The sequence below is a fragment of the Nocardioides sp. genome (assembly GCF_044226305.1).
Lineage (GTDB): Bacteria > Actinomycetota > Actinomycetes > Propionibacteriales > Nocardioidaceae > Nocardioides.
The window spans coordinates 15,544-34,974 of sequence record NZ_JBGAHF010000003.1; the positions used below are offsets into that span (position 1 = coordinate 15,544).

The following is a 19,431-nucleotide window of genomic DNA, read 5'->3' on the forward strand; positions in this document are numbered from 1 at the left end:
CGACTCCGTATGACGTCCCCCCGTCCCCCGGTCCACCCGGCCGCGGTCAGTCGAGGTCCTCGGCCCAGTCCGCCCAGCTGCGCCGGAGCACGGTCGGGAGGTCGCCGGCGAGCTGCTCGTCGAGCAGCGCCCGCTGGGCGGCGCCGAGCAGCAGCGCGGGCCGCGCCCGGCCGACGACCTGGGCGAACCCGTCACCGCGCGCCGCCCAGCCCGGCGCCTCGCTCAGGTAGCGGTCGACGTACGGCGCCAGCAGGTCGGCCTGCTCGACCGACCAGAGCCCCTCGAGCACGGCGGTGAGCAGCCGGTTGCCCACGTCGGGGGCGGCGGCGACCGCCCAGGCTGCCTCCTTCGCGTCGGCGGTGGGCCGGGCGGCGAGCGCCGCGGCGGCGCCGAGGTCGGCGTCGAGGCCGGGCCGGCGCACCCGCTCCGCCTCGATCGCGCCCGCGTCGGCCGCACCGAGCGCGGCGAGGCGGCGCACCACCCGCCAGCGCAGAGCGGGCGTGAGGGGGAGGCTGCCGACGCCGTCGGCCGCCAGCCAGCCGGCCAGCGCCGCCGCGTCGTGGGTGGTCTCCGCGAAGCCGGTCGCGAACCCCTCCGCCAGGTCCGGGTCGGTCGCGTGCAGGAGCCCGGTGGCGCAGGTGGCGGCGAGCACGGCCACCGCCTCGGTCGCCGCGCCCGGGTCGAGCCGCAGCGGGAGCACCCGGTCCCGGGTGCGACCGAGCACCGCGGTGACCAGGCCCGCCCGGCGCTCGCCGGGCAGGTGTCGCGCGACGAGGTCGACGAACCCCTCGGCCGGCAGGTCGCGGGTCTGCACCTGGTCGAAGAGCATCGTCCAGAGCACCCCGCGGGCCAGGTCGTCGTCGACGCGGCACAGCCCGTCGGCGACCGCGGCCGCGGACGCGTCGTCGAGGACGATCCGCGCGAAGGTCTCGCCGTGGCTGTTCGGCACCACCACCCGCCCGGCCATCCCGGGCAGCGGCACCGGCTCGTCGGCGAGGTCGACGACCACCGCGTCGGTCTCGGCCCAGCCGTCGTCGTACGCCGTCAGCCGGACGCGGTGCGGCCGGACCCCGTCGCGGTGCAGGACCGGCACGTCGCCGTCGCGCTCGACGCGGAGGGTGTCGAAGCCGGAGCGGCGCAGCCAGGGCCCGACCCAGCCGCGGACGTCGCGGTCGGTCGCCTCGTCGAGGGCGGCGACCAGGTCGCCGAGGGTGGCGTTCGCGAAGCGGTGCCGGGTCAGGTAGGTGTTCAGGCCGCGGAGGAACGCCTCGTCGCCGAGCCAGGTGACCAGCTGGCGGAGCACCGAGGCGCCCTTGGCGTAGGAGATCGCGTCGAAGATGGTCGCGGCCGAGGCGACGTCGGGGACGTCGGCGGTGTCGGGGGCGACCGGGTGGGTGGAGCGGCGCCGGTCGGCGTCGTACGCGCCGGGCTTGCGGGCCACCTCGTGCAGCAGCAGCGCGCCGGGGACGCCGGCCCCGTCGGCCGCCACGCGGTAGCCCATGTAGTCGGCGAAGGACTCCTGGAGCCAGGTGTCCTCCCACCAGGTCATCGTGACCAGGTCGCCGAACCACATGTGCGCCATCTCGTGGGCGACCACGGCCGTCCGCAGCTGCCGCACGTCCTCGGGGACCCGGCCGGCCGGCAGCATCTCGTCGCGGTAGATCACGCAGCCCGGCTGCTCCTGCGCGCCCCAGTTGAGCCCCGGCACGAACACCTGGTCGTAGGAGTCGAACGGGTAGGGCTCCTCGAGGATCCGGGCGTAGTGGTCGAAGCAGCCCTCGGTGACCGCCCGCAGGTCGGCCGCGTCGCGCTCGAGCTCGGCGGCGAGCGAGGCCCGGGCGTGCCAGCCGAAGTCCAGGCCGGCGTGCCGCCACCGCACCGACGCCCACGGACCGGCGACCACGCAGACGAGCGCCACCGGGATCGGCGGGGTGGGGGCGAACTCCCACCGGCCGTCGCCCTCGGCGACCACCCGGGCGTTGGCGAGCACCGTCCACGCGGGGTCCGCGGCGACCGCGACCGTGACCGGTGCCTTGAGGTCGTTCTGGTCGAAGCAGCACATCAGCCGCTGCGCGACGTCCAGGCCGAGGTAGGCGCCGAGGTACGTCGCCCCGTCGGCCGGGTCGACCGTCCGGTGCAGCCCCTCGCCGTCGGTGACGAACGGCAGGCGGGCGGCCACCGTCAGGTCGTGCTCGCCGCCGAGCCCGGTCAGGTGCAGCCGACGGCCGTCGTACGCCGGCTCCACGGGCGCGCCGTCCAGGGTGACCTCCAGGTCGGTCGCCGCAGTCAGCTCCAGGAACGTCGACGGGGCGCTGCTGGTGAACCGGACGGTAGTCCGGCTGCCGAAGCGGTCCGCTGCCGGGTCGGTGAGGTCCAGCTCGAGCGCGTAGGAGACTCCGGAGATCGAGGCGGCCCGGTCCCGGGCCTCGGCGAGGGTCAGGCTCACGCCCTCGACCCTACGGATTCGCGCGAGCGGTCGTCGCCCCGGTAGTCTGACGCAGTTGCCTCGGCGAGGGAGCCCCGGACAGGTGGTTCCGTGATCGACAGGGCCGGCCGTTCCACCGGATGCGCCGCCACGATCTGTGCCGAGGCCCCGAGACCGAGAACCGCCCGTCGCAGCAACACGAGGAGCAGCACCACCATGTCCGAGAAGATCAAGGCCGAGAAGCGCACCGAGTTCGGCAAGGGTGCCGCCCGCAGGATCCGCCGCGACAACAAGGTCCCGGCCGTCGTCTACGGACACGGCAACGACCCGATCCACGTCACCCTCCCCGGCCACGACACGATGCTGGCGCTCAAGCACGGCGGCGCCAACGCGCTGCTCGAGCTCGAGATCGACGGCTCGACCCAGCTGGCGCTCACCAAGCAGGTGCAGATCGACCCGATCAAGCGCCACCTCGAGCACATCGACTTCGTCGCCGTGAAGCGCGGCGAGAAGGTCACCGTCGACATCCCCGTCCAGGTCGTCGGCGACGCCGCCAGCGAGACCCTGGTCGTCACCGAGAACGCCACGATCTCCGTCGAGGCCGAGGCGACCCACATCCCCGAGTACGTCGAGGTCAGCGTCGAGGGCGCCGAGATCGGCACCCAGATCCACGCCTCGGACCTCGTGCTCCCGTCGGGCAGCACCCTGCTGACCGACCCGGAGACGCTGATCGTCAACGTGACCCAGCAGCAGTCCCAGGAGTCCCTGGAGGCCGAGCTGGAGACCGCCGAGGCCGAGGCCGGCATCGAGCGCGACGAGTCCGACGAGGCCACCGAGGCCGCGGCCGACGAGGCGCCTGCCGGCGAGGCCGCCTCGGAGGAGTGACCCTCCGTCACTCGTGGGCCCACGCGCTGGGCCAGCTGTTCCACAGGAAGGGCCAGGACCCCGTGACCGACTCCACCCCCGTCTGGTTGGTGGTCGGGCTGGGGAATCCTGGCCCGTCCTACGCCGGGCACCGGCACAACGTCGGCCACCTCGTGGTCGACGAGCTCGCGCAGCGGCTCGGCTCGTCGTTCCGCGCCCACAAGTCGGGCCGGGCCGACGTCGTCGAGGGGCGCTTCGGCGCCCCCGGGACGCCCGGGCCGCGCGTCGTGCTCATGAAGGCGCGCTGCTACATGAACGAGACCGGTGGCCCGGTCAAGCAGGTCGCCGCCTTCTACAAGGTGCCGCCGGAGCGGGTGGTCGCCATCCACGACGAGCTGGACATCCCCTTCGACACGATGCGGGTCAAGCTCGGTGGCGGCGACAACGGGCACAACGGGCTGCGGTCGATCCGGTCCTCCCTGGGCACCGGTGACTTCCACCGGGTGCGCGTGGGCATCGGCCGGCCGCCGGGCCGCCGGGACCCGGCCGACTTCGTGCTGTCGGACTACTCCGCCGCGGAGCGGCGGATCCTGCCGTTCCAGGTCGACCGGGCCGCCGACGCCGTCGAGACCCTGGTCACCGAGGGCCTCGAGCGGACCCAGCAGCAGTTCAACTCCTGACCGCGAGAGAGTAGGACCCATGACGTTCGAACCCGGTACCCCGCCCGCCGCCGCCGCGACCGACGACCACGCGCTCGCCGCCTGGCTGGCGACCGTCGCCGGTGAGCGGCTGCTCCAGGTCCGCCGGGAGGGACTCGAGGGCCGCGAGCTCAAGGACGCCGGCGACCGCGCCGCCCACGAGCTGCTGATGGGCCTGCTCGCCGAGCACCGACCCGCGGACGCAGTGCTCTCCGAGGAGGGCAAGGACGACAAGGTGCGGCTGTCCAGCAGTCGGGTCTGGATCGTCGACCCCCTCGACGGCACCCGTGAGTTCTCCGAGGTGCCCCGCGCCGACTGGGCGGTCCACGTCGCGCTGTGGCAGGACGGCGACCTGGTCGCCGGTGCCGTCGCCCAGCCCGCACTGGGGGAGACCTTCCACACCGGCCGGCCCCCCGTCGTACCTCCCAGCTCCTCGGAGCGGCCCCGGATCGCGGTGTCGCGCAGCCGGCCGCCGGCCTTCGTGAACGCGCTGGCCGAGGAGCTCGGCGCCGAGCTGGTGCCGATGGGCTCGGCCGGGGTGAAGATGATCTCGGTGACCCGCGACATCACCGATGCCTACGTGCACGCCGGCGGCCAGTACGAGTGGGACTCCGCCGCCCCGGTCGCCGTCGCCCGCGCCGCGGGCCTGTTCACCTCGCGCATCGACGGCTCGCCGCTGCAGTACAACCAGGAGGACGTCTACCTGCCCGACGTCGTCGTCTGCCGCCCCGAGCTGGCCGAGCGGATCCTCGCCTTCATCGCCGAGCACGGCACCGACTGACGGTCGGGTCGAGACGTCTGACGGTTGAGTCAGGGTTCTGACCGGTTGAATCGGGGGTTCTGACCACGGCGCTCGGCCGGGTTGGTCACAACCCTCGACTCGAGGGGTCACAACCCTCGACTCAACCGTCACAACCCTCGATCCAACCTTCTCGCCGAATGGCCCGGACGGACTACCTGGGGTAGTCCGTCCGGGCCGTTTGTGTGCGCCAGGCCGTCCAGGAGCCGGACTTTCGGCGGTGTCGCTTGACCCGGTGGCCGCTTAACAACATTATTTCGACCAATCCAGTGCAGTTACCTGACTAACTGGATCTCTCTCGGGTGTCCCATCCCCTTCGCGGCCGCGGCCGCCTGTCCTCCAGCTGAAGTGAGGTCCTCATGCGCACACCCCTGCGCATCCTGGGCGCGACCGTCGTGGTGTCCCTCGCCGCGGCCGCCGTCCCGTTGCTCTCGTCCACCCAGGCGCAGGCGGTGAAGTTCACCGGCGGCAACCTCGTCGTGTACCGCGTCGGCGACGGCTCCGGCGCCCTGACGAACGCGGCCGCGCCGGTCTTCCTCGACGAGTTCACCCCGGACGGCGACGCGGTGTCGTCGCTGGCGCTGCCGACGACCGCCGACGGTGCGAACCAGCCGCTGACGGCCGTGGGCCAGTCCCGGTCGGAGGGCCTGATCGCCAACTCCGCCGACGGCAAGCTCGTGACGCTGACCGGGTACGCCGCGGCGCCGGGCGCCACCGGGCCGGGCGGGATCTCGCTGACCGGCTCCGCCCCGTCCTCGGTCGCGCGCGTCGTCGGCATCGTCGACGGCGACGGCGCCTACGACACCAGCACCGTGCTCGGCTCCGGGGCGCCGGCGATCGTGCGCTCGGCGGTCTTCGACGGCAGCCAGATCTGGGCGGCCGGCGGCGACGGCGGCGTGCTCACCACCTCGCTGGGGTCGGGCACCGTCAGCTCCATCGCCGGCGGTAACGACGCCAACATCAGCTCGCTGACCATCCAGGACGGGCAGCTGTTCGCCAGCGGAATCCTGGCCAACCGGCTCTCGGCGGTCGGGACCGGTACGCCGACCTCGGCCGCGAGCCTCACCGACCTGACCGGCCTCCCGGACAACCTGCTCACCTACGGCTACGCCTTCCTCGACCTCACCTCGGCGGGCTTCGGCGGCACCGACCTCGACACGCTGTACGTCGCGAACGCCTCCGAGCGCGGCGGCGCGGTCGACAAGTACCGCTTCGACGGCTCGACCTGGACCAGCGAGGGCTCCGTCGACGTCCCGGGCGCGACCGGCCTGGTCGCCGACGCCGAGGGCAGCTCGGTGAGCATCGCGGTGACCACCCCGAGCCAGCTGCTGCTGGTCACCGACCCGAACGGGGCCGGGACGTCGTTCGACGTCGACGACCCGGCGGTCCTCGCCACCGCGGACGCGAACACCGAGTTCCGCGGCGTCGCGCTGGCCCCGACCGGCATCCTCGACGTTCCGGACAACGCCCTCGAGGCCGGCAAGTACGGCTGGACCGACCAGCGCATCACGCGGACCGGCACCTGGAAGTCCTACGCCTTCGCGAAGGCCCCGGGCAAGAAGGGCATCACGAGCAAGAAGAAGGGCTCGGCCGCCACGGCGACGGTCCTGGGTGGCCAGGTGGTCATCACCTTCAGCACCTCGCCCACCGCAGGCAAGGCCCAGGTGGTCGTCGACGGCAAGAAGACGACGGTCGACACCAAGGCCGCGAAGGCCGGCACGCTCGTGAAGAAGTTCGCGCTCAGCGCGGACGACCTCCACACCGTGTCGGTGAAGGTGCTGAGCGCCAAGAGCGTCTCGCTGGCCCTGCTGCAGGTGAAGTGATGAGCCGCGCGACCGCCCGAACCTCCGTCAGAACAGGAACCCTGATGAACCGACGCCTCGTCTCCGCCGTCGCCGCGGTCGGACTCGCCGCCTCGCTCGGGCTCGCGGCAGCCGGGTCGGCCTCCGCCGACCCGGTCCCCGACCAGCCCGGGACCCCTCCCTCCGGCAAGACGGCAGCGCAGATCTACGCCACCGTCGGCGCCGACGCCTTCGCCGAGCTGACCAACAACCTGGCGACGAAGTACAACGCCCAGACCCCGGCGCCGACCCGCGTGATCGCGTCCTACGACGCGATCAACCCGGTCACGGGCGCCGCGGGCGAGAACATCACCACCAAGCCGGGCTGCACCGTGGCCCGTCCCAACGGCGCGAACGCGGGCATCACCGCGATCCTGCTCAACCAGAAGTCCACGGTCGACCCGAGCCAGTACTGCATCGACTTCGTGCGGTCCAGCCGGGCGAAGGGCGCGGCGGCCGGCGAGGCCAACCTGACCTTCTACGCCCAGAGCCGCGACGCGGTGAGCTACGGCGTGATCGGCAACGCGTACGCGCCGACCACCCCCCTCACCACGACCCAGCTCAAGGACATCTTCGAGTGCACGGTGACCGACTGGAGCGAGGTCGGCGGCCAGGCGGGTGACATCCACGTCTACCTGCCGCCGGCGTCCGCCGCCACGCTGACGTTCTTCCTCCAGGCGATCGGCACCAACCTGAACAACGTGCAGGCCGGCTGCGCCGGACTGCCGACGGTGTTCTCGGGCCAGCAGAACGACGGCGAGAGCATGGGCGGCGACCCGCAGGGGATCCTGCCGTACGCCGTCACGAAGTGGGCCGCGCAGGTCAACCAGCCTCCGGGCATCCAGGACCTGCGGGGCGGCGCGCACGTCGGCCCGGTCAACACCACGACCTCGCCGACCACCACGACGACGCTCGGGGGCGTCCAGTACCAGGTGCTCAACCCGGCCTTCACGACCGGATCGAGCGCGTCCTTCGGCCGGATCTTCTTCAACACCGTGCGCAACGACGCGCCGGACGACCTGAAGGCGGTCTTCAAGGCCGGCGGATACCTCTGCCAGCACGCCGACGAGCTCCTGATCCCGTTCGGCAACACGCCGCTGGGTGACGACACCTCGGCGTCGAGGTACTGCGGCCAGCCCAGCTGACCGCTCGACCAGGCCCCCGGGGGGGGGGGGCGCGAGCTCGCTGAAGAGCCCCCTGATCACCCTGGTCGACCTGATGGCGGCCGTCCCCTCGGTCATCTACGCGATCTGGGCGCTGTTCTTCCTGCAGGAGCAGCTGCTGTCGATCGCCCAGTGGATCTCGGTGCACATCGGTCCCGTCCTCCCGTTCCTGCGCGTCGACACGCCGGACTCCCCGTCGTCGTACACGTCCTCGGCCTTCATCGCCGGGATGGCGGTGGGCGTCGTCGTCATGCCGACCGTCACCTCGATCATGCGCGAGGTCTTCTCCCAGGCGCCGATCGGTGAGCGCGAGGGCGCGATCGCCCTCGGGGCCACCCGCTGGGGGATGATCCGCACGGTCGTGATCCCGTTCGGCCGCGCCGGGATCGTCGGTGCCGTCATGCTCGGCCTCGGCCGGGCGCTCGGCGAGACGATCGTGGTCTACGCGCTCATCTCGCCGATGTTCGAGTTCACGACCCACCCGCTGCAGAGCGGGACCAACACGATCGCCTCGCACATCGCGTCCCGCTACTCCGAGTCGAGCGGGGTCGCGCTGTCCGGCCTCCTGGGCGCGGGGCTGATCCTCTTCCTCTTCACGCTGGTGATCAACACGCTCGCCGGCGTGGTGGTCAGCCGGTCGCGGTCCGGCGCATCGACGGAGATCTGATGACGACGGTCCCGACCCCTGCCACCCCCGCGCGCGTCCGCGTCGGAGGCGTCTCCACCGAGCTCGTGCTCCACGTGGTCTCGGCTGCTGCCGGCGCCCTCGGCCTGGTCTGGCTCATGTACGAGCGGATGCTGCCCATCACCGGCACGATCGGCTTCTGGCTGAGCTGGTACCTGATGTTCCTCGTCCTGCTCGCCGCCGCGAGCGCGACGACCCTGGACCGGATGGGGGTCATCGACCGGGTCGTCGGTGCCCTGGTCGCGACCGCCGGGTTGATCCTGGTGGGAGCCCTCGCCGGCATCGTGTTCTTCACGACCGTGCGTGGCTGGGAGGCGCTCAAGCACCTGAACTTCTACCGGGAGACGACCGCCTACATCGGGCCCGACGCCCCGCTCGACCAGGGCGGGATCCTCGCGGCGATGGTCGGCACCCTCGAGCAGGTGGCGATCTCGGTCCTCCTGAGCGTGCCGCTCGGCGTCGCCACCGCCATCTACCTCAGCGAGGTGCGCGGCAAGCTCGCGCGTCTGGTGCGCTCGGTGGTCGAGGCGATGAGCGCGGTGCCCACGATCGTCGCGGGCCTGTTCATCTACTCGATGATGATCTTGAAGTTCGGCCAGGAGCGCAGCGGGTTCGCGGCGTCGATGGCGCTGAGCGTCAGCATGATCCCGGTGGTCGTCACGACGGCCGAGGTCGTGCTCCGGCTCGTCCCCGGCGGTCTGCGGGAGGCCTCGCTCGCGCTGGGCACGACCCAGTGGCAGACCGTACGACGGGTGGTGCTCCCCACCGCCCGGTCCGGCCTCGTGACCGCGGTCCTGCTCGGCGTCGCTCGCGTGATCGGCGAGACCTCGCCCGTCCTGCTCGTGGCGGGCTACACGTCCGAGATGAACGCCGACCCGTTGCACGGGCCCCAGCTGTCCCTGCCGCTCTTCGTCTTCAACTCGATGCGCCTCCCGACCGACGTGGCCATCGCCCGGGCGTTCGGTGCGGCGGTCGTGCTGCTCCTCCTCGTCGTGATCTTCTTCGCGCTCGCGCGGGTGATCGGCGGGAAGCCGCCGGGCCATGTGTCCAAGCGCAAGGCCCGCCGGGTGGCCATCACCGCCGGACTCGCCCCGGCCCCCAACAGCATCAACGTGGCATCGCTCGAAGGAGACAACTCGTGAAGCGCATCCTGGTGGCTCTGGCCTCGACCCTCGCCGTCGCGGCCGCCGTGCTGACGCCGGTGTCGCCGGCGCAGGCCTCGGACAGCTACGTGCCGATCTCGGGTGCCGGCTCGACGTGGAGCCAGGTGGCCGTCGACGCCTGGCGCGCCGACGTGCGTGCCTCGGGGGTCGTCGTCAACTTCGCCGGCACCGGCTCGACCGACGGTCGCTCCCAGTTCATCCAGGGCACGGTCGACTTCGCGAACTCCGAGATCCCGTTCCAGAACCCGCCCGAGCCCGGCCAGCAGGCCGAGGTCCCGGACCGCGACTTCGCCTACCTGCCGATCGTCGCCGGCGGCACGTCGTTCATGTACAACCTGACGGTGGGCGGGCAGCGGGTCCGCGACCTGCGCCTCTCCGGACCGACGTTGGCCAAGATCTTCACGGGCGAGATCACGCGCTGGAGCGACCCCGAGATCAAGAAGGACTACGGCAAGGCCCTGCCCGACATCCCGATCATCCCCATCGTGCGCTCGGACGGCGCCGGTGCGTCCGCGCAGTTCTCGCTCTACATGCGCAACCAGGCCAGCAGCGTCTACTGCCCGTTCATCCGGGAGAAGCTGCACCTGTCGGGCAGCGACTGCCCGAGCGTCTCCTTCTACCCCTCGTTCGGGAGCTCCAAGGCCCAGGTCGGCTCGAACGGCGTGGCCAACTACGTGTCCGCGTCGTACGGCGCCGGGTCGATCGGCTACGTCGAGTACGCCTACGCCAAGCGCATCGACTTCCCGGTGGTGTCGCTGCTGAACAAGGCGGGGTACTTCGCCCAGCCGACGGCGGGCAACGTCGCGGTGGCGCTGACGAAGGCGAAGATCAACTCCAACCTCACCGCGGACCTGACCGGGGTCTACAACAACCCGGACCCGCGCACCTACCCGATGTCGAGCTACAGCTACATGATCGCGCCGACCTCTACCGATGCGCCGTTCAACGCCGACAAGGGCAAGACGCTCTCGACGTTCATCAACTACTTCCTCTGCGCCGGTCAGCAGAAGGCGGACATCCTCGGCTACTCACCACTCCCCGAGAACCTGGTGCAGGCCGGCTTCAAGCAAGTGCTGCGGATCCCGGGCCACGTGAACCCGCCGGCGATCAGCCAGTGCGACAACCCCGCGCTGAACATCCTCAAGACCGCGCCCATGCCCGACAAGTGCGACAAGCTCGGCTCCCCGTGCACCACCACGAACTCGGGGGACGGCGCCGGGACCACGAGCGGCACCGGCGGCACCGGGACGACCGGAGGGACGGGTGGCACCGGGACGACCGGCGGGACCGGCGGGACCGGCGGGACCGGCGGCGGCACCGGTGGTGCGCCCGGGGCGGTCGATCCACTGACAGGCGGGACGGCGGGAGCGGTCGATCCGGCGACCGGCGCGGCGGTCACTGCGACCGCCACCCCGCTGACGCTCACCGGTGGACGGACCGGACAGGCGAAGGCGGCGGCCTGGGTCGCCGCGATCGCCCTGGCCCTGGTGGTGATGGTGCCGCCGTTCCTGCTCAGACGGTCGCGAGCGAGGCGATAACCCGTTGAGGTCGGTCGCCGCGGTCGCGAGGCTGTCGGGATGACTGCTCTCGTCTCGCACACGACCATCGACTGCGCCAACGCCTACGAGCTCTCGGAGTGGTGGAAGCCGGTCCTCGGCTACGTCGACCTCGACGGCGACCCGAACCTGCCGGGCCACGAGGAGTGCCTGATCCGCGACCCCGAGACCGGGCACCAGCTGCTGTTCATCGAGGTCCCGGACACGAAGTCGGTGAAGAACCGGGTCCACCTCGACCTCCGGCCGCGCTCGCGGACCCGCGACGAGGAGGTCGAGGTGCTGCTCGCGCACGGTGCGACGGTGGTCGGCGACCACCGGGACGAGCACGGCCCCGGGACCGGCTGGGTCACGCTCGTCGACCCCGAGGGCAACGAGTTCTGCATGCTGCGCTCGGAGGCCGAGCGCGCGGGCTGAGCCCGCCGGCCAGCCCCGCGGCCAGGCCGCACCACCTCCGTCGGTGAACGGAGCCTGAACGACGATCGGCCGACCGCTCGTGGCCCGATCGGACCACCGGCGACGGCCCAGGATGACCCGATCGGGCTACCGCGAAACGCGTGCGGCGACGTGTTCGCGAAAGCGGGCACCGCTGTTCGTCGGCCGTTCACCGCCGGAGGGCCTGACGTTCCCGTGCCCTCCTGAGACTTCTGGCGTTTCCGCAGTCCGCTCGACCCGAGCGCCTCGCCAGAAAGCAGCGCGTGACCACCCTCCCTCTGCAGGACGCGTCCACCGACGTCCGTCCCCGGAAGATCTCCCGCAAGGCCACGGGGGCCGACGCGGTCTTCGTGCACTCCATCCGGGTCATCGGCGCCACCGTCCTCGTCATCACCGGCGGGGTCGGCGTCTTCCTGGGCTGGCAGGCGTACCCGACGCTGAAGCACTACGGCTGGAGCTTCTTCACCGAGGCGTCGTGGCAGCCCGAGGCCGACGTCCTCGGCATCGCCGCGGTGCTCACCGGCACCGTCTGCGTCGCCCTGGTCGCCATGACCATCGCGTTCCCGCTGGCGCTCACGACCGCGCTGTACATCAGCGAGTACGCGCCGGCTCGGATCAAGAGCCTGCTGGTCTCCATGGTCGACCTGATGGCCGCCGTGCCCTCGATCATCTGGGGTCTCTGGGGCTACTTCCTGGTGATGCCGCACGCCGCGGAGCTGTCGGTCTGGCTGGACCGCAACTTCGGCTGGATCCCGATCTTCGACGTCCACGACACCGACCCGAACGCGGCCGCGGTCGACATCTCGCGCTACAGCTTCTCGATGTTCTGCGCGGCGATCGCCGTCGCGATGATGGTGCTGCCGATGTCGTGCGCGGTGATGCGCCAGGTGTTCTCCCAGACCCCGCCGGGCGAGAAGGAGGCGGCGCTGGCCCTCGGTGCCACCAAGTGGGGGATGGTCCGCTCCGTCGTCCTGCCCTTCGGCCGCGGCGGCATCATCGGCGGCACCATGCTCGGCATGGGTCGCGCCCTCGGCGAGACCATCGCCGTGCTGCTCATCCTCTCGCCGTCGTTCGAGGTCAAGGGCCGGGTGCTCGAGATCGGCGGCAACACCGTGTCCTCGCTGATCGCCGGCCGCTTCGGCGACGCGAGCAGGAGCCAGCTCTCCGCGCTGCTCGCGGCGGGCTTCGTGCTCTTCGTCATCACCCTGTGCGTCAACACCCTCGCCGCCGTCATCGTCAACAGAAGCCGCTCGGGCGCCGGGACGGACGCCTGAGATGACGACGGCACCCGAGACCGACGTCGCCGTCGGCCAGACCTTCCTGCCGTCGTACGACGACGACGCACCGCAGCCGCAGCCGCGGGAGTCCCTCGGACGGCCGACGCCGGACGAGCAGTTCCTGCGGGTCGGGACCTGGGTCTCGGCCGTGGGCCTGGCCTGGCTGATCACCCAGCAGCTCCTCCCGCTGCCCGGGCTGACCTGGTTCCTGGTCACCTGGTTCGCCTGCGTGCTCCTCGTGACCACCGTGACGGCCGGGATCTCCGGTGGCCTGGTCGAGGTCCGGGACCGGGTCGCGGGCACGGTGGTGACCGCCGGGGCGGTCATCGTCGCGGCGGTGCTGGTCAGCGCGATCGTCTTCGTCGTGATCCGCGGCTGGCACGCGCTGGTGCACCCCAACTTCTTCTTCGACGACATGGCCGGGGTCGGGCCCAAGGACCCCTTCGACCGCGGCGGCGTGGCCCACGCGGTGCTGGGCACGCTCATCGAGATCGCGATCGCGGTGGCGATCACCCTGCCGCTCGGCATCGGCACGGCGGTGTTCATGAGCGAGGTGGGCGGCAAGTTCGCCCGGGTCGTCCGGACGGTGGTCGAGGCGATGACGGCGCTGCCCTCCATCGTGGCCGGACTCTTCATCTACACCGTCTTCATCGTCGCCCTGGGCTACCCCCGCTCCGGGCTCGCCGCCTCGCTGGCGATCGCGGTGATGATGCTGCCGATCATCGCCCGAGCGGCGGACGTCGTGCTGCGCGTCGTCCCGAGCGGCCTGCGGGAAGCCAGCCTCGCGCTCGGCGCCAGCCGCTGGAAGACGGTGTGGCACGTCGTGCTCCCGACGGCACGGCCCGGGCTCGCGACCGCGGTCATCCTCGGCGTCGCGCGCGGCATCGGCGAGACCAGCCCGGTGCTGCTGACCTCGGGCAACGCGCAGTTCTTCGTGACCAACCCGACCGACGGCGTCATGAACTCGCTGCCGCTGCTCATCTACTCGACCGTGCGCTCCGGGGAGCCGGCCGCGATCGCCCGAGCCTTCGCCGCCGCGACCGTCCTCATGCTCATGGTCCTCGTCCTGTTCGTGACGGCCCGCCTGCTGGCCCGTCCGAAGCGGACCAAGAAGGGACGCCGTCCGCGCCGCAGGTCGGCCGTCGAGTTCGTCCAGGCCGACCCGCTCAGCGAGATGGGTCCGGTCGGCCCTGCCCCGTCCTCGTACCGGAACACCCAGGAGTACCAGTGACCAGCCGCGTCCACCGCGCCGTCCGCGTCGTCCGTGCCGCCGTGGCCTTCCTCCTGGCCGTCGGCTTCGTCGCCGCCCTGCCGGGGACGGCGAGCGCGACGGTCTACGCGCAGATCGAGGGCACCGGCTCCACCTGGTCCGAGCTCATCGTCCAGCAGTGGATCGCCGACGTCGACTCCAACGGCATGAAGGTCGTCTACACCGGCGGCGGCTCGACCAAGGGCCGCAAGGACTTCGCCCAGGACAGCACCGACTTCGCCATCTCCGAGATCCCCTACCAGGGCACCGACGAGCAGGGCCAGGCCGACACCAGCAACGGCCGCGAGTTCGCCTACCTGCCGATCGTCGCCGGCGGCACGGCGTTCACCTACCAGCTGAAGGTCGGCAACGAGCTGGTCCGCAACCTGCGGCTGTCCGGCGAGACGATCGCGAAGATCTTCACCAACAAGATCACCAACTGGAACGACCCGGCGATCACGAAGGACAACAACGGCCGGCAGTTCCCGAACCTGCCGATCACCCCGGTCGTCCGCTCCGACGGCTCCGGCACCACGGCGCAGTTCACCACGTGGATGGACCACGAGTACCCCAGCATCTGGCGGCCCTACTTCGGCCAGTCCGGGCTGACGTCCTACTACCCGAAGAAGTCGGGCACCCGGATGATCAGCCAGGCCGGCTCCGACCAGGTGATGAACACGATCAAGGGGTACGCCGGCAACGGCACGATCGGCTACGTCGAGTACTCCTACCCGGTCAACGCCGACTACCCGGTCGTGAAGGTGCTCAACAAGGCCGGCTACTACGTGGAGCCGACGCAGTACAACACCGCGGTCGCGCTCACCAAGGCGAAGATCAACCAGGACAAGAGCAGTCAGATGTACCTGACGCAGATCCTGGACGGCGTCTACACGAACCCGGACCCGCGGGCGTACCCGATCTCGTCGTACTCCTACATGATCATCCCGACGGGCGCGGACGACCCGAGGATGACGACTGCGAAGCGGCAGACGCTCGCGGACTTCCTCTACTACTCGCTGTGCTCGGGCCAGACCAAGGCCGGTCCCTACGGCTACTCGCCGCTGCCGCTGAACCTGGTGCAGGCGGGCTTCGACCAGATCGCGAAGCTGAAGAAGGCGGACTCGGCGGTCGACCTCACCGACCGTGACGTCCGGTCGTGCAACAACCCGACCTTCGACGGCAAGAACCTGAACCACAACGTGCTGGCCGACAAGGCGCCGATGCCCGCCTCCTGCGACAAGGTCGGGGAGGGACCGTGCGGTACGGCGACCGGGACCAACCAGCCGAGCACCGACGACGGCGGCGGCGGGACGAGCGGTGGCACGGGGGCCACCGGAGGCACCGGCGGGACCGGGGGCACCGGGGGCGGCTCCGGAGGATCCGGCGGGACGGGTGGCGCCGCGCCCGGTGCGATCGATCCCGAGACCGGGGCGGTGGTCGGCGACACCGGGGCCACGTCCGGCGACGCGATCTACGCGACACCCACGGAGCTCGTCGCCGACCGCAGCGGTGACAAGACCGCCTTCGGCTGGCTGGCCGTCCTCGAGCTGCTCGCGCTCATCCTGCTGCCCGGCTTCTTCGTCGTGGCGATGCGCCGGCGCCGACCGTCGGGGACGGGAGGTCAGTCGTGAGGCGGACCCTCGCCCTCCTCGTCGGGATCCTGGCGCTGGCCCTGCCGGCGGCGGCGGTCGCGACGCCGGCGCCGGCGCCGACGAGCCCCGGGGCGGGTCGCTCGGACGGCTTCACCGAGACCAAGACGCTCACCCGGCAGTTCGTGAACGCGGACGGCTCGACCTACTCGTCCCCGAGCCACACCGTCACGGTCACCGCCGACAAGACCGAGAACCTGCGCGGCCGTCAGCGGATCCTCATCAGCTGGAAGGGCGCGCAGCCCAGCGGTGGCCGGGCGAGCAACCCGTTCGGCGAGAACGGGCTCAACCAGGAGTACCCGGTGGTCATCATGCAGTGCCGGGGGACCGACGACCCCTCGCTGCCGCTGAAGCAGCAGGTGCGCCCGGAGACCTGCTGGACCGGCTCGGTCGCCGAGCGCTCCCAGGTCACCCGGTCCGACGGGGAGGCGTCGTGGGTGCACGACGCGGACGCGACCGATGCCGAGAAGGCGCGGATCTCCGGCGTCGACCCGTTCCCGACCGCGGACGAGTGCCCGACCGCCGACATCTCGCCGTACTTCACCAAGCTGACCCCGTTCGTCACGGCGAAGAACAAGACCTTCGTCGCCTGCGACGCCGACCACATGCCGCCCGAGGCCGCCGTCGGCGCGGCGTTCCCACCGGCCGAGCTGGCCGCGTTCACCGACACCGACGGCACCGGCTCGGTGCAGTTCGAGGTCCGCAGCGACGTCGAGAACGAGTCGCTGGGCTGCAACCACGAGACCGCGTGCTCGATCGTGGTGATCCCGATCGCCGGCCTCTCCTGCGACCAGCCGTCCAGCCCGATGTCGATCTCGGACAAGGCCTGCCGCAAGGGCGGTCGCTTCCCCGCCGGGTCGAGCAACTTCGCGAACGAGGGCGTGGACCAGGCCGTGTCGCCGGCGCTCTGGTGGTCGCCGTCGAACTGGAAGAACCGGTTCTCGATCCCGATCACCTTCGGTCTCCCGCCGGACGTCTGCGACGTCCTCGACCCCCGCCCGCCGACCGGCTTCTACGGCTCGGAGCTGCTCGCGCAGGCGGCGCTGCAGTGGTCGCCGGCGTACTGCCTGGACAAGCAGCGCTTCAAGTTCCAGTTCAACAACATGTCCGACGAGGCCGGCTGGAACCTGATGGAGGCCGGCGGGGGTGTCGCGGCCGAGGTGTCCTCCGAGCACGACCAGCGCGGGGCGGACCCGGTCGGCTACGCGCCGACGGCGGTGACCGGCTTCTCGATCGGCTACCAGATCGACAAGCCCGACAACGCCGGCGAGGTCACCGACCTCAGGCTGAACGCCCGGCTGCTCGCGAAGCTGCTCACCCAGTCCTACCTCGGCTCCGACCTCGGTCGCGGCCACCCGGGGATCGGGGACAACCCGCTGGCGATCATGAACGACCCCGAGTTCATCGAGCTCAACCCGGGGCTGAGCCAGATCAGCCAGGAGGTCGGGGCGACGGTCCTGTCGCTGTCGAACGACTCCGACGTCATCGAGCAGCTGACCGACTACATCGCGCACGACAAGGACGCGATGGCCTTCATCGACGGCAAGCCCGACCCGTGGGGCATGAAGGTCAACCCCTCCTACAAGAGCATCTCGATGCCGCGGTCGCTGTGGCCGCTGATGGACACCTACGTCCCGGAGACCGAGAGCGACTGCCGGAAGAAGAACCCGGCCGTCTACTTCAACCAGCTCGCGGCGCCGGTGACCACGCTGCGCAAGATCGCCGAGGCCCTCCTGGACGCGTGGCCGAACGTGCAGACACGGTGCGACTACGACCAGTCGAGCGGCCTCTACAAGCTCGGCCGGATCGACCGGCAGTCCTTCGGCAGCCGCTTCATGCTCGGGATCGTCAGCCTCGGTGACGCGGCCCGCTACGGACTGCGCTCGGCGCAGCTGGAGACGAAGCCGCGCACCTACGTCGGGCCGACGAGCAGGTCGCTCAGCGCCGGCGTGGCCCTGATGGACCAGTCCGAGAAGTACCACCCGTTCCTGCTCGACCAGGCCGACGTGCGGAGGTCCGCCACGGCATACCCGGGCACCATGGTCGTCTACACCGCGGCGCGCCTGCAGAACCTCGAGCAGGCGGACGCCGACAAGGTGGCGCAGTTCATCCGCATCGCCACGAGCGAGGGCCAGCGCCCGGGCAGTGGGAACGGGCAGCTGCCCGAGGGCTTCCTGCCGATCCAGAAGTCCGGGGTGACCGCCAAGCTCTCCACCTCCGCGCAGCAGACCGCCGACGCGATCGAGGCCCAGGAGGAGCCGCCCGCCGACCAGGGCGGCGACGGCGGGAAGAGCGACGGTGGTGGCGGGACCGGCGGCTCCGGTGGTGGCGGGGTCAGCGCGCCCGGCGTCCCGGGTGACGGCGCCCCGGCGACCGCCGGCGGCTCCCCCTCCGCCGCGCCCGCCACGACGCCGACCGCTGTCGAGATGCCGGCCACCGCACCGGTCAGCTCGAGCATCGCGGGCGGACTCCTGCCCCTGCTGATCCTGCTCGGCGCGATCGGCTGCCTGGTCACCCTCGCCCTCAAGCTCGCCGGGCCGGTCGTCAGGGGCCGGCGATGACCGCGACCATGGACCCGCCCGAGGCGCCGGCCCCGGCCCCCGCACCGGCGCCGAGGCGTCGCCGCCTGGCCCGCGCCCCCCGCCGTACGGCGCCGGCGCCCGCGCGTGCGAGCCGCGCGTCGCGCCCGGCCGGCCCGCCCTCCGGCTCCGACACCGCCTCGGCCCTCCTGTCGTCGGCGTTCACGATGATCGCGATCGTCTGCCTCTGGATCGCCGCGCAGATGCTGTTCCTGGGCTCGATCTCGGAGAACCGGGACCAGGACCTCCTGTACGCGCAGTTCCGCACCGAGCTCGCCGAGCTCACCGCCCCGATCGGCCCGGTCGTGCCGGTCGACGACCCGGTCGCGCTGCTGACGATCCCGAGCCTCGGCGTGCAGCAGGTGGTGGTCGAGGGCACGGCCTCCGGCGACCTGCTGCGCGGCCCCGGCCACCGTCGCGACACGCCGCTGCCCGGCCAGGTCGGCACCTCGGTCGTGTACGGACGGGCGACGACCTACGGCGGCCCGTTCGGCGACATCACCTCGTTGGGGCGCGGCGACGAGATCCAGGTGGTCTCCGCCCAGGGCACGAAGGTCTTCACCGTCGCCGGCGTGCGTCGCTCCGGTGACCCGTTGCCCCAGCCGCCCGAGGAGGGCGCGGCCCGGCTGACGCTCGTGACGGCGGAGGGGAGCGGTCGCCTCGGCGCGATCACCCCCGACACCGTCGTCTACGTCGACGCCGACGCCCCGAAGGGGTTCCCCGCACCGCCCGGCAGACCCGCGGCGGTCCCCGACTCGGAGAAGGCGATGGCCAACGAGCCCGGAGCGGTCCCGCTCCTGGCCCTGTGCCTGGCCCTGCTCCTGGCGACGGCCCTCGGGGTCGTCGCCGCCCGTCAGCGATGGCCGGCAGTGCTCGTGTGGGTGGTCGCGGCCCCCCTCGTGATCGCGCTGTCGTGGGCGTCCACGGACGTGGTGATGCGTCTGCTGCCGAACCTGATCTGACCGTCCGGCTGCCCTCGGGGGCGGCGACCGACCCGAACCGAACCGAACCGAACAACACCAGGTAGCACCCACACAGAGAGCGACAACTG

At 71.6% G+C, this 19,431-nt stretch carries 15 protein-coding genes; 14 read left to right on the top strand and 1 reads right to left on the bottom strand.

Annotated elements, in window-relative coordinates; all coding sequences use genetic code 11:
• Positions 1-46: 46 nt before the first annotated feature.
• Positions 47-2,446 (bottom strand): aminopeptidase N, encoded by a 2,400-nt coding sequence (gene pepN / locus ACILQ5_RS04125; protein ID WP_395656705.1) that lies wholly within the window; start codon positions 2,444-2,446, stop codon positions 47-49.
• A 195-nt stretch (positions 2,447-2,641) separates the two neighbouring features.
• Between pepN and ACILQ5_RS04130 the strand changes: the two genes are divergently transcribed.
• The 14 genes from ACILQ5_RS04130 to ACILQ5_RS04195 all read left to right on the top strand — a co-directional run bounded on the left by ACILQ5_RS04130 (position 2,642) and on the right by ACILQ5_RS04195 (position 19,342).
• A complete protein-coding gene (locus ACILQ5_RS04130) occupies positions 2,642-3,310 on the top strand; it encodes a 50S ribosomal protein L25/general stress protein Ctc (RefSeq protein WP_395656706.1) in 669 nt (222 codons plus the stop codon).
• A 35-nt stretch (positions 3,311-3,345) separates the two neighbouring features.
• Positions 3,346-3,969 carry an aminoacyl-tRNA hydrolase gene (gene pth / locus ACILQ5_RS04135; RefSeq protein WP_395656946.1) on the top strand — a complete coding sequence of 208 codons (624 nt, stop codon included), beginning with the start codon at positions 3,346-3,348 and terminating at the stop codon, positions 3,967-3,969.
• A gap of 19 nt (positions 3,970-3,988) precedes the next feature.
• Positions 3,989-4,768, top strand: a complete 780-nt coding sequence (locus ACILQ5_RS04140) for a 3'(2'),5'-bisphosphate nucleotidase CysQ (protein ID WP_395656707.1) — start codon at positions 3,989-3,991, stop codon at positions 4,766-4,768.
• 377 nt (positions 4,769-5,145) lie between these two features.
• Positions 5,146-6,609, top strand: a complete 1,464-nt coding sequence (locus ACILQ5_RS04145) for a hypothetical protein (protein ID WP_395656708.1) — start codon at positions 5,146-5,148, stop codon at positions 6,607-6,609.
• Positions 6,610-6,653: 44 nt separating this feature from the next.
• Complete coding sequence (locus ACILQ5_RS04150) at positions 6,654-7,772, top strand: substrate-binding domain-containing protein (RefSeq protein ID WP_395656709.1); 1,119 nt, start codon at positions 6,654-6,656, stop codon at positions 7,770-7,772.
• Positions 7,729-8,457, top strand: a complete 729-nt coding sequence (locus ACILQ5_RS04155) for a PstC family ABC transporter permease (RefSeq protein ID WP_395656710.1) — start codon at positions 7,729-7,731, stop codon at positions 8,455-8,457. Before ACILQ5_RS04150 ends, ACILQ5_RS04155 begins: the two co-directional genes overlap by 44 nt.
• Positions 8,457-9,617 (top strand): phosphate ABC transporter permease PstA, encoded by a 1,161-nt coding sequence (gene pstA, locus ACILQ5_RS04160; RefSeq protein WP_395656711.1) that lies wholly within the window; start codon positions 8,457-8,459, stop codon positions 9,615-9,617. Before ACILQ5_RS04155 ends, pstA (ACILQ5_RS04160) begins: the two co-directional genes overlap by 1 nt.
• Positions 9,614-11,176: a phosphate ABC transporter substrate-binding protein PstS gene (locus tag ACILQ5_RS04165; RefSeq protein WP_395656712.1), complete on the top strand. Its 1,563-nt coding sequence runs from the start codon at positions 9,614-9,616 to the stop codon at positions 11,174-11,176. Before pstA (ACILQ5_RS04160) ends, ACILQ5_RS04165 begins: the two co-directional genes overlap by 4 nt.
• Before the next feature lie 39 nt (positions 11,177-11,215).
• Positions 11,216-11,608 carry a VOC family protein gene (locus tag ACILQ5_RS04170; protein WP_395656713.1) on the top strand — a complete coding sequence of 131 codons (393 nt, stop codon included), beginning with the start codon at positions 11,216-11,218 and terminating at the stop codon, positions 11,606-11,608.
• Positions 11,609-11,889: 281 nt separating this feature from the next.
• Positions 11,890-12,900 carry a phosphate ABC transporter permease subunit PstC gene (gene pstC, locus ACILQ5_RS04175; RefSeq protein WP_395656714.1) on the top strand — a complete coding sequence of 337 codons (1,011 nt, stop codon included), beginning with the start codon at positions 11,890-11,892 and terminating at the stop codon, positions 12,898-12,900.
• Position 12,901: 1 nt separating this feature from the next.
• Positions 12,902-14,134 carry a phosphate ABC transporter permease PstA gene (gene pstA, locus ACILQ5_RS04180; RefSeq protein WP_395656715.1) on the top strand — a complete coding sequence of 411 codons (1,233 nt, stop codon included), beginning with the start codon at positions 12,902-12,904 and terminating at the stop codon, positions 14,132-14,134.
• Positions 14,131-15,783: a phosphate ABC transporter substrate-binding protein PstS gene (locus tag ACILQ5_RS04185; RefSeq protein WP_395656716.1), complete on the top strand. Its 1,653-nt coding sequence runs from the start codon at positions 14,131-14,133 to the stop codon at positions 15,781-15,783. The genes pstA (ACILQ5_RS04180) and ACILQ5_RS04185 overlap by 4 nt, the downstream gene beginning before the upstream one ends.
• Positions 15,780-18,362, top strand: coding sequence for a hypothetical protein (locus ACILQ5_RS04190; protein ID WP_395656717.1), 2,583 nt, complete (start codon positions 15,780-15,782; stop codon positions 18,360-18,362). Before ACILQ5_RS04185 ends, ACILQ5_RS04190 begins: the two co-directional genes overlap by 4 nt.
• Entirely contained in the window at positions 18,359-19,342 is a 984-nt protein-coding gene (locus ACILQ5_RS04195) for a class E sortase (RefSeq protein ID WP_395656718.1), read from the top strand. Before ACILQ5_RS04190 ends, ACILQ5_RS04195 begins: the two co-directional genes overlap by 4 nt.
• Positions 19,343-19,431: the final 89 nt, after the last annotated feature.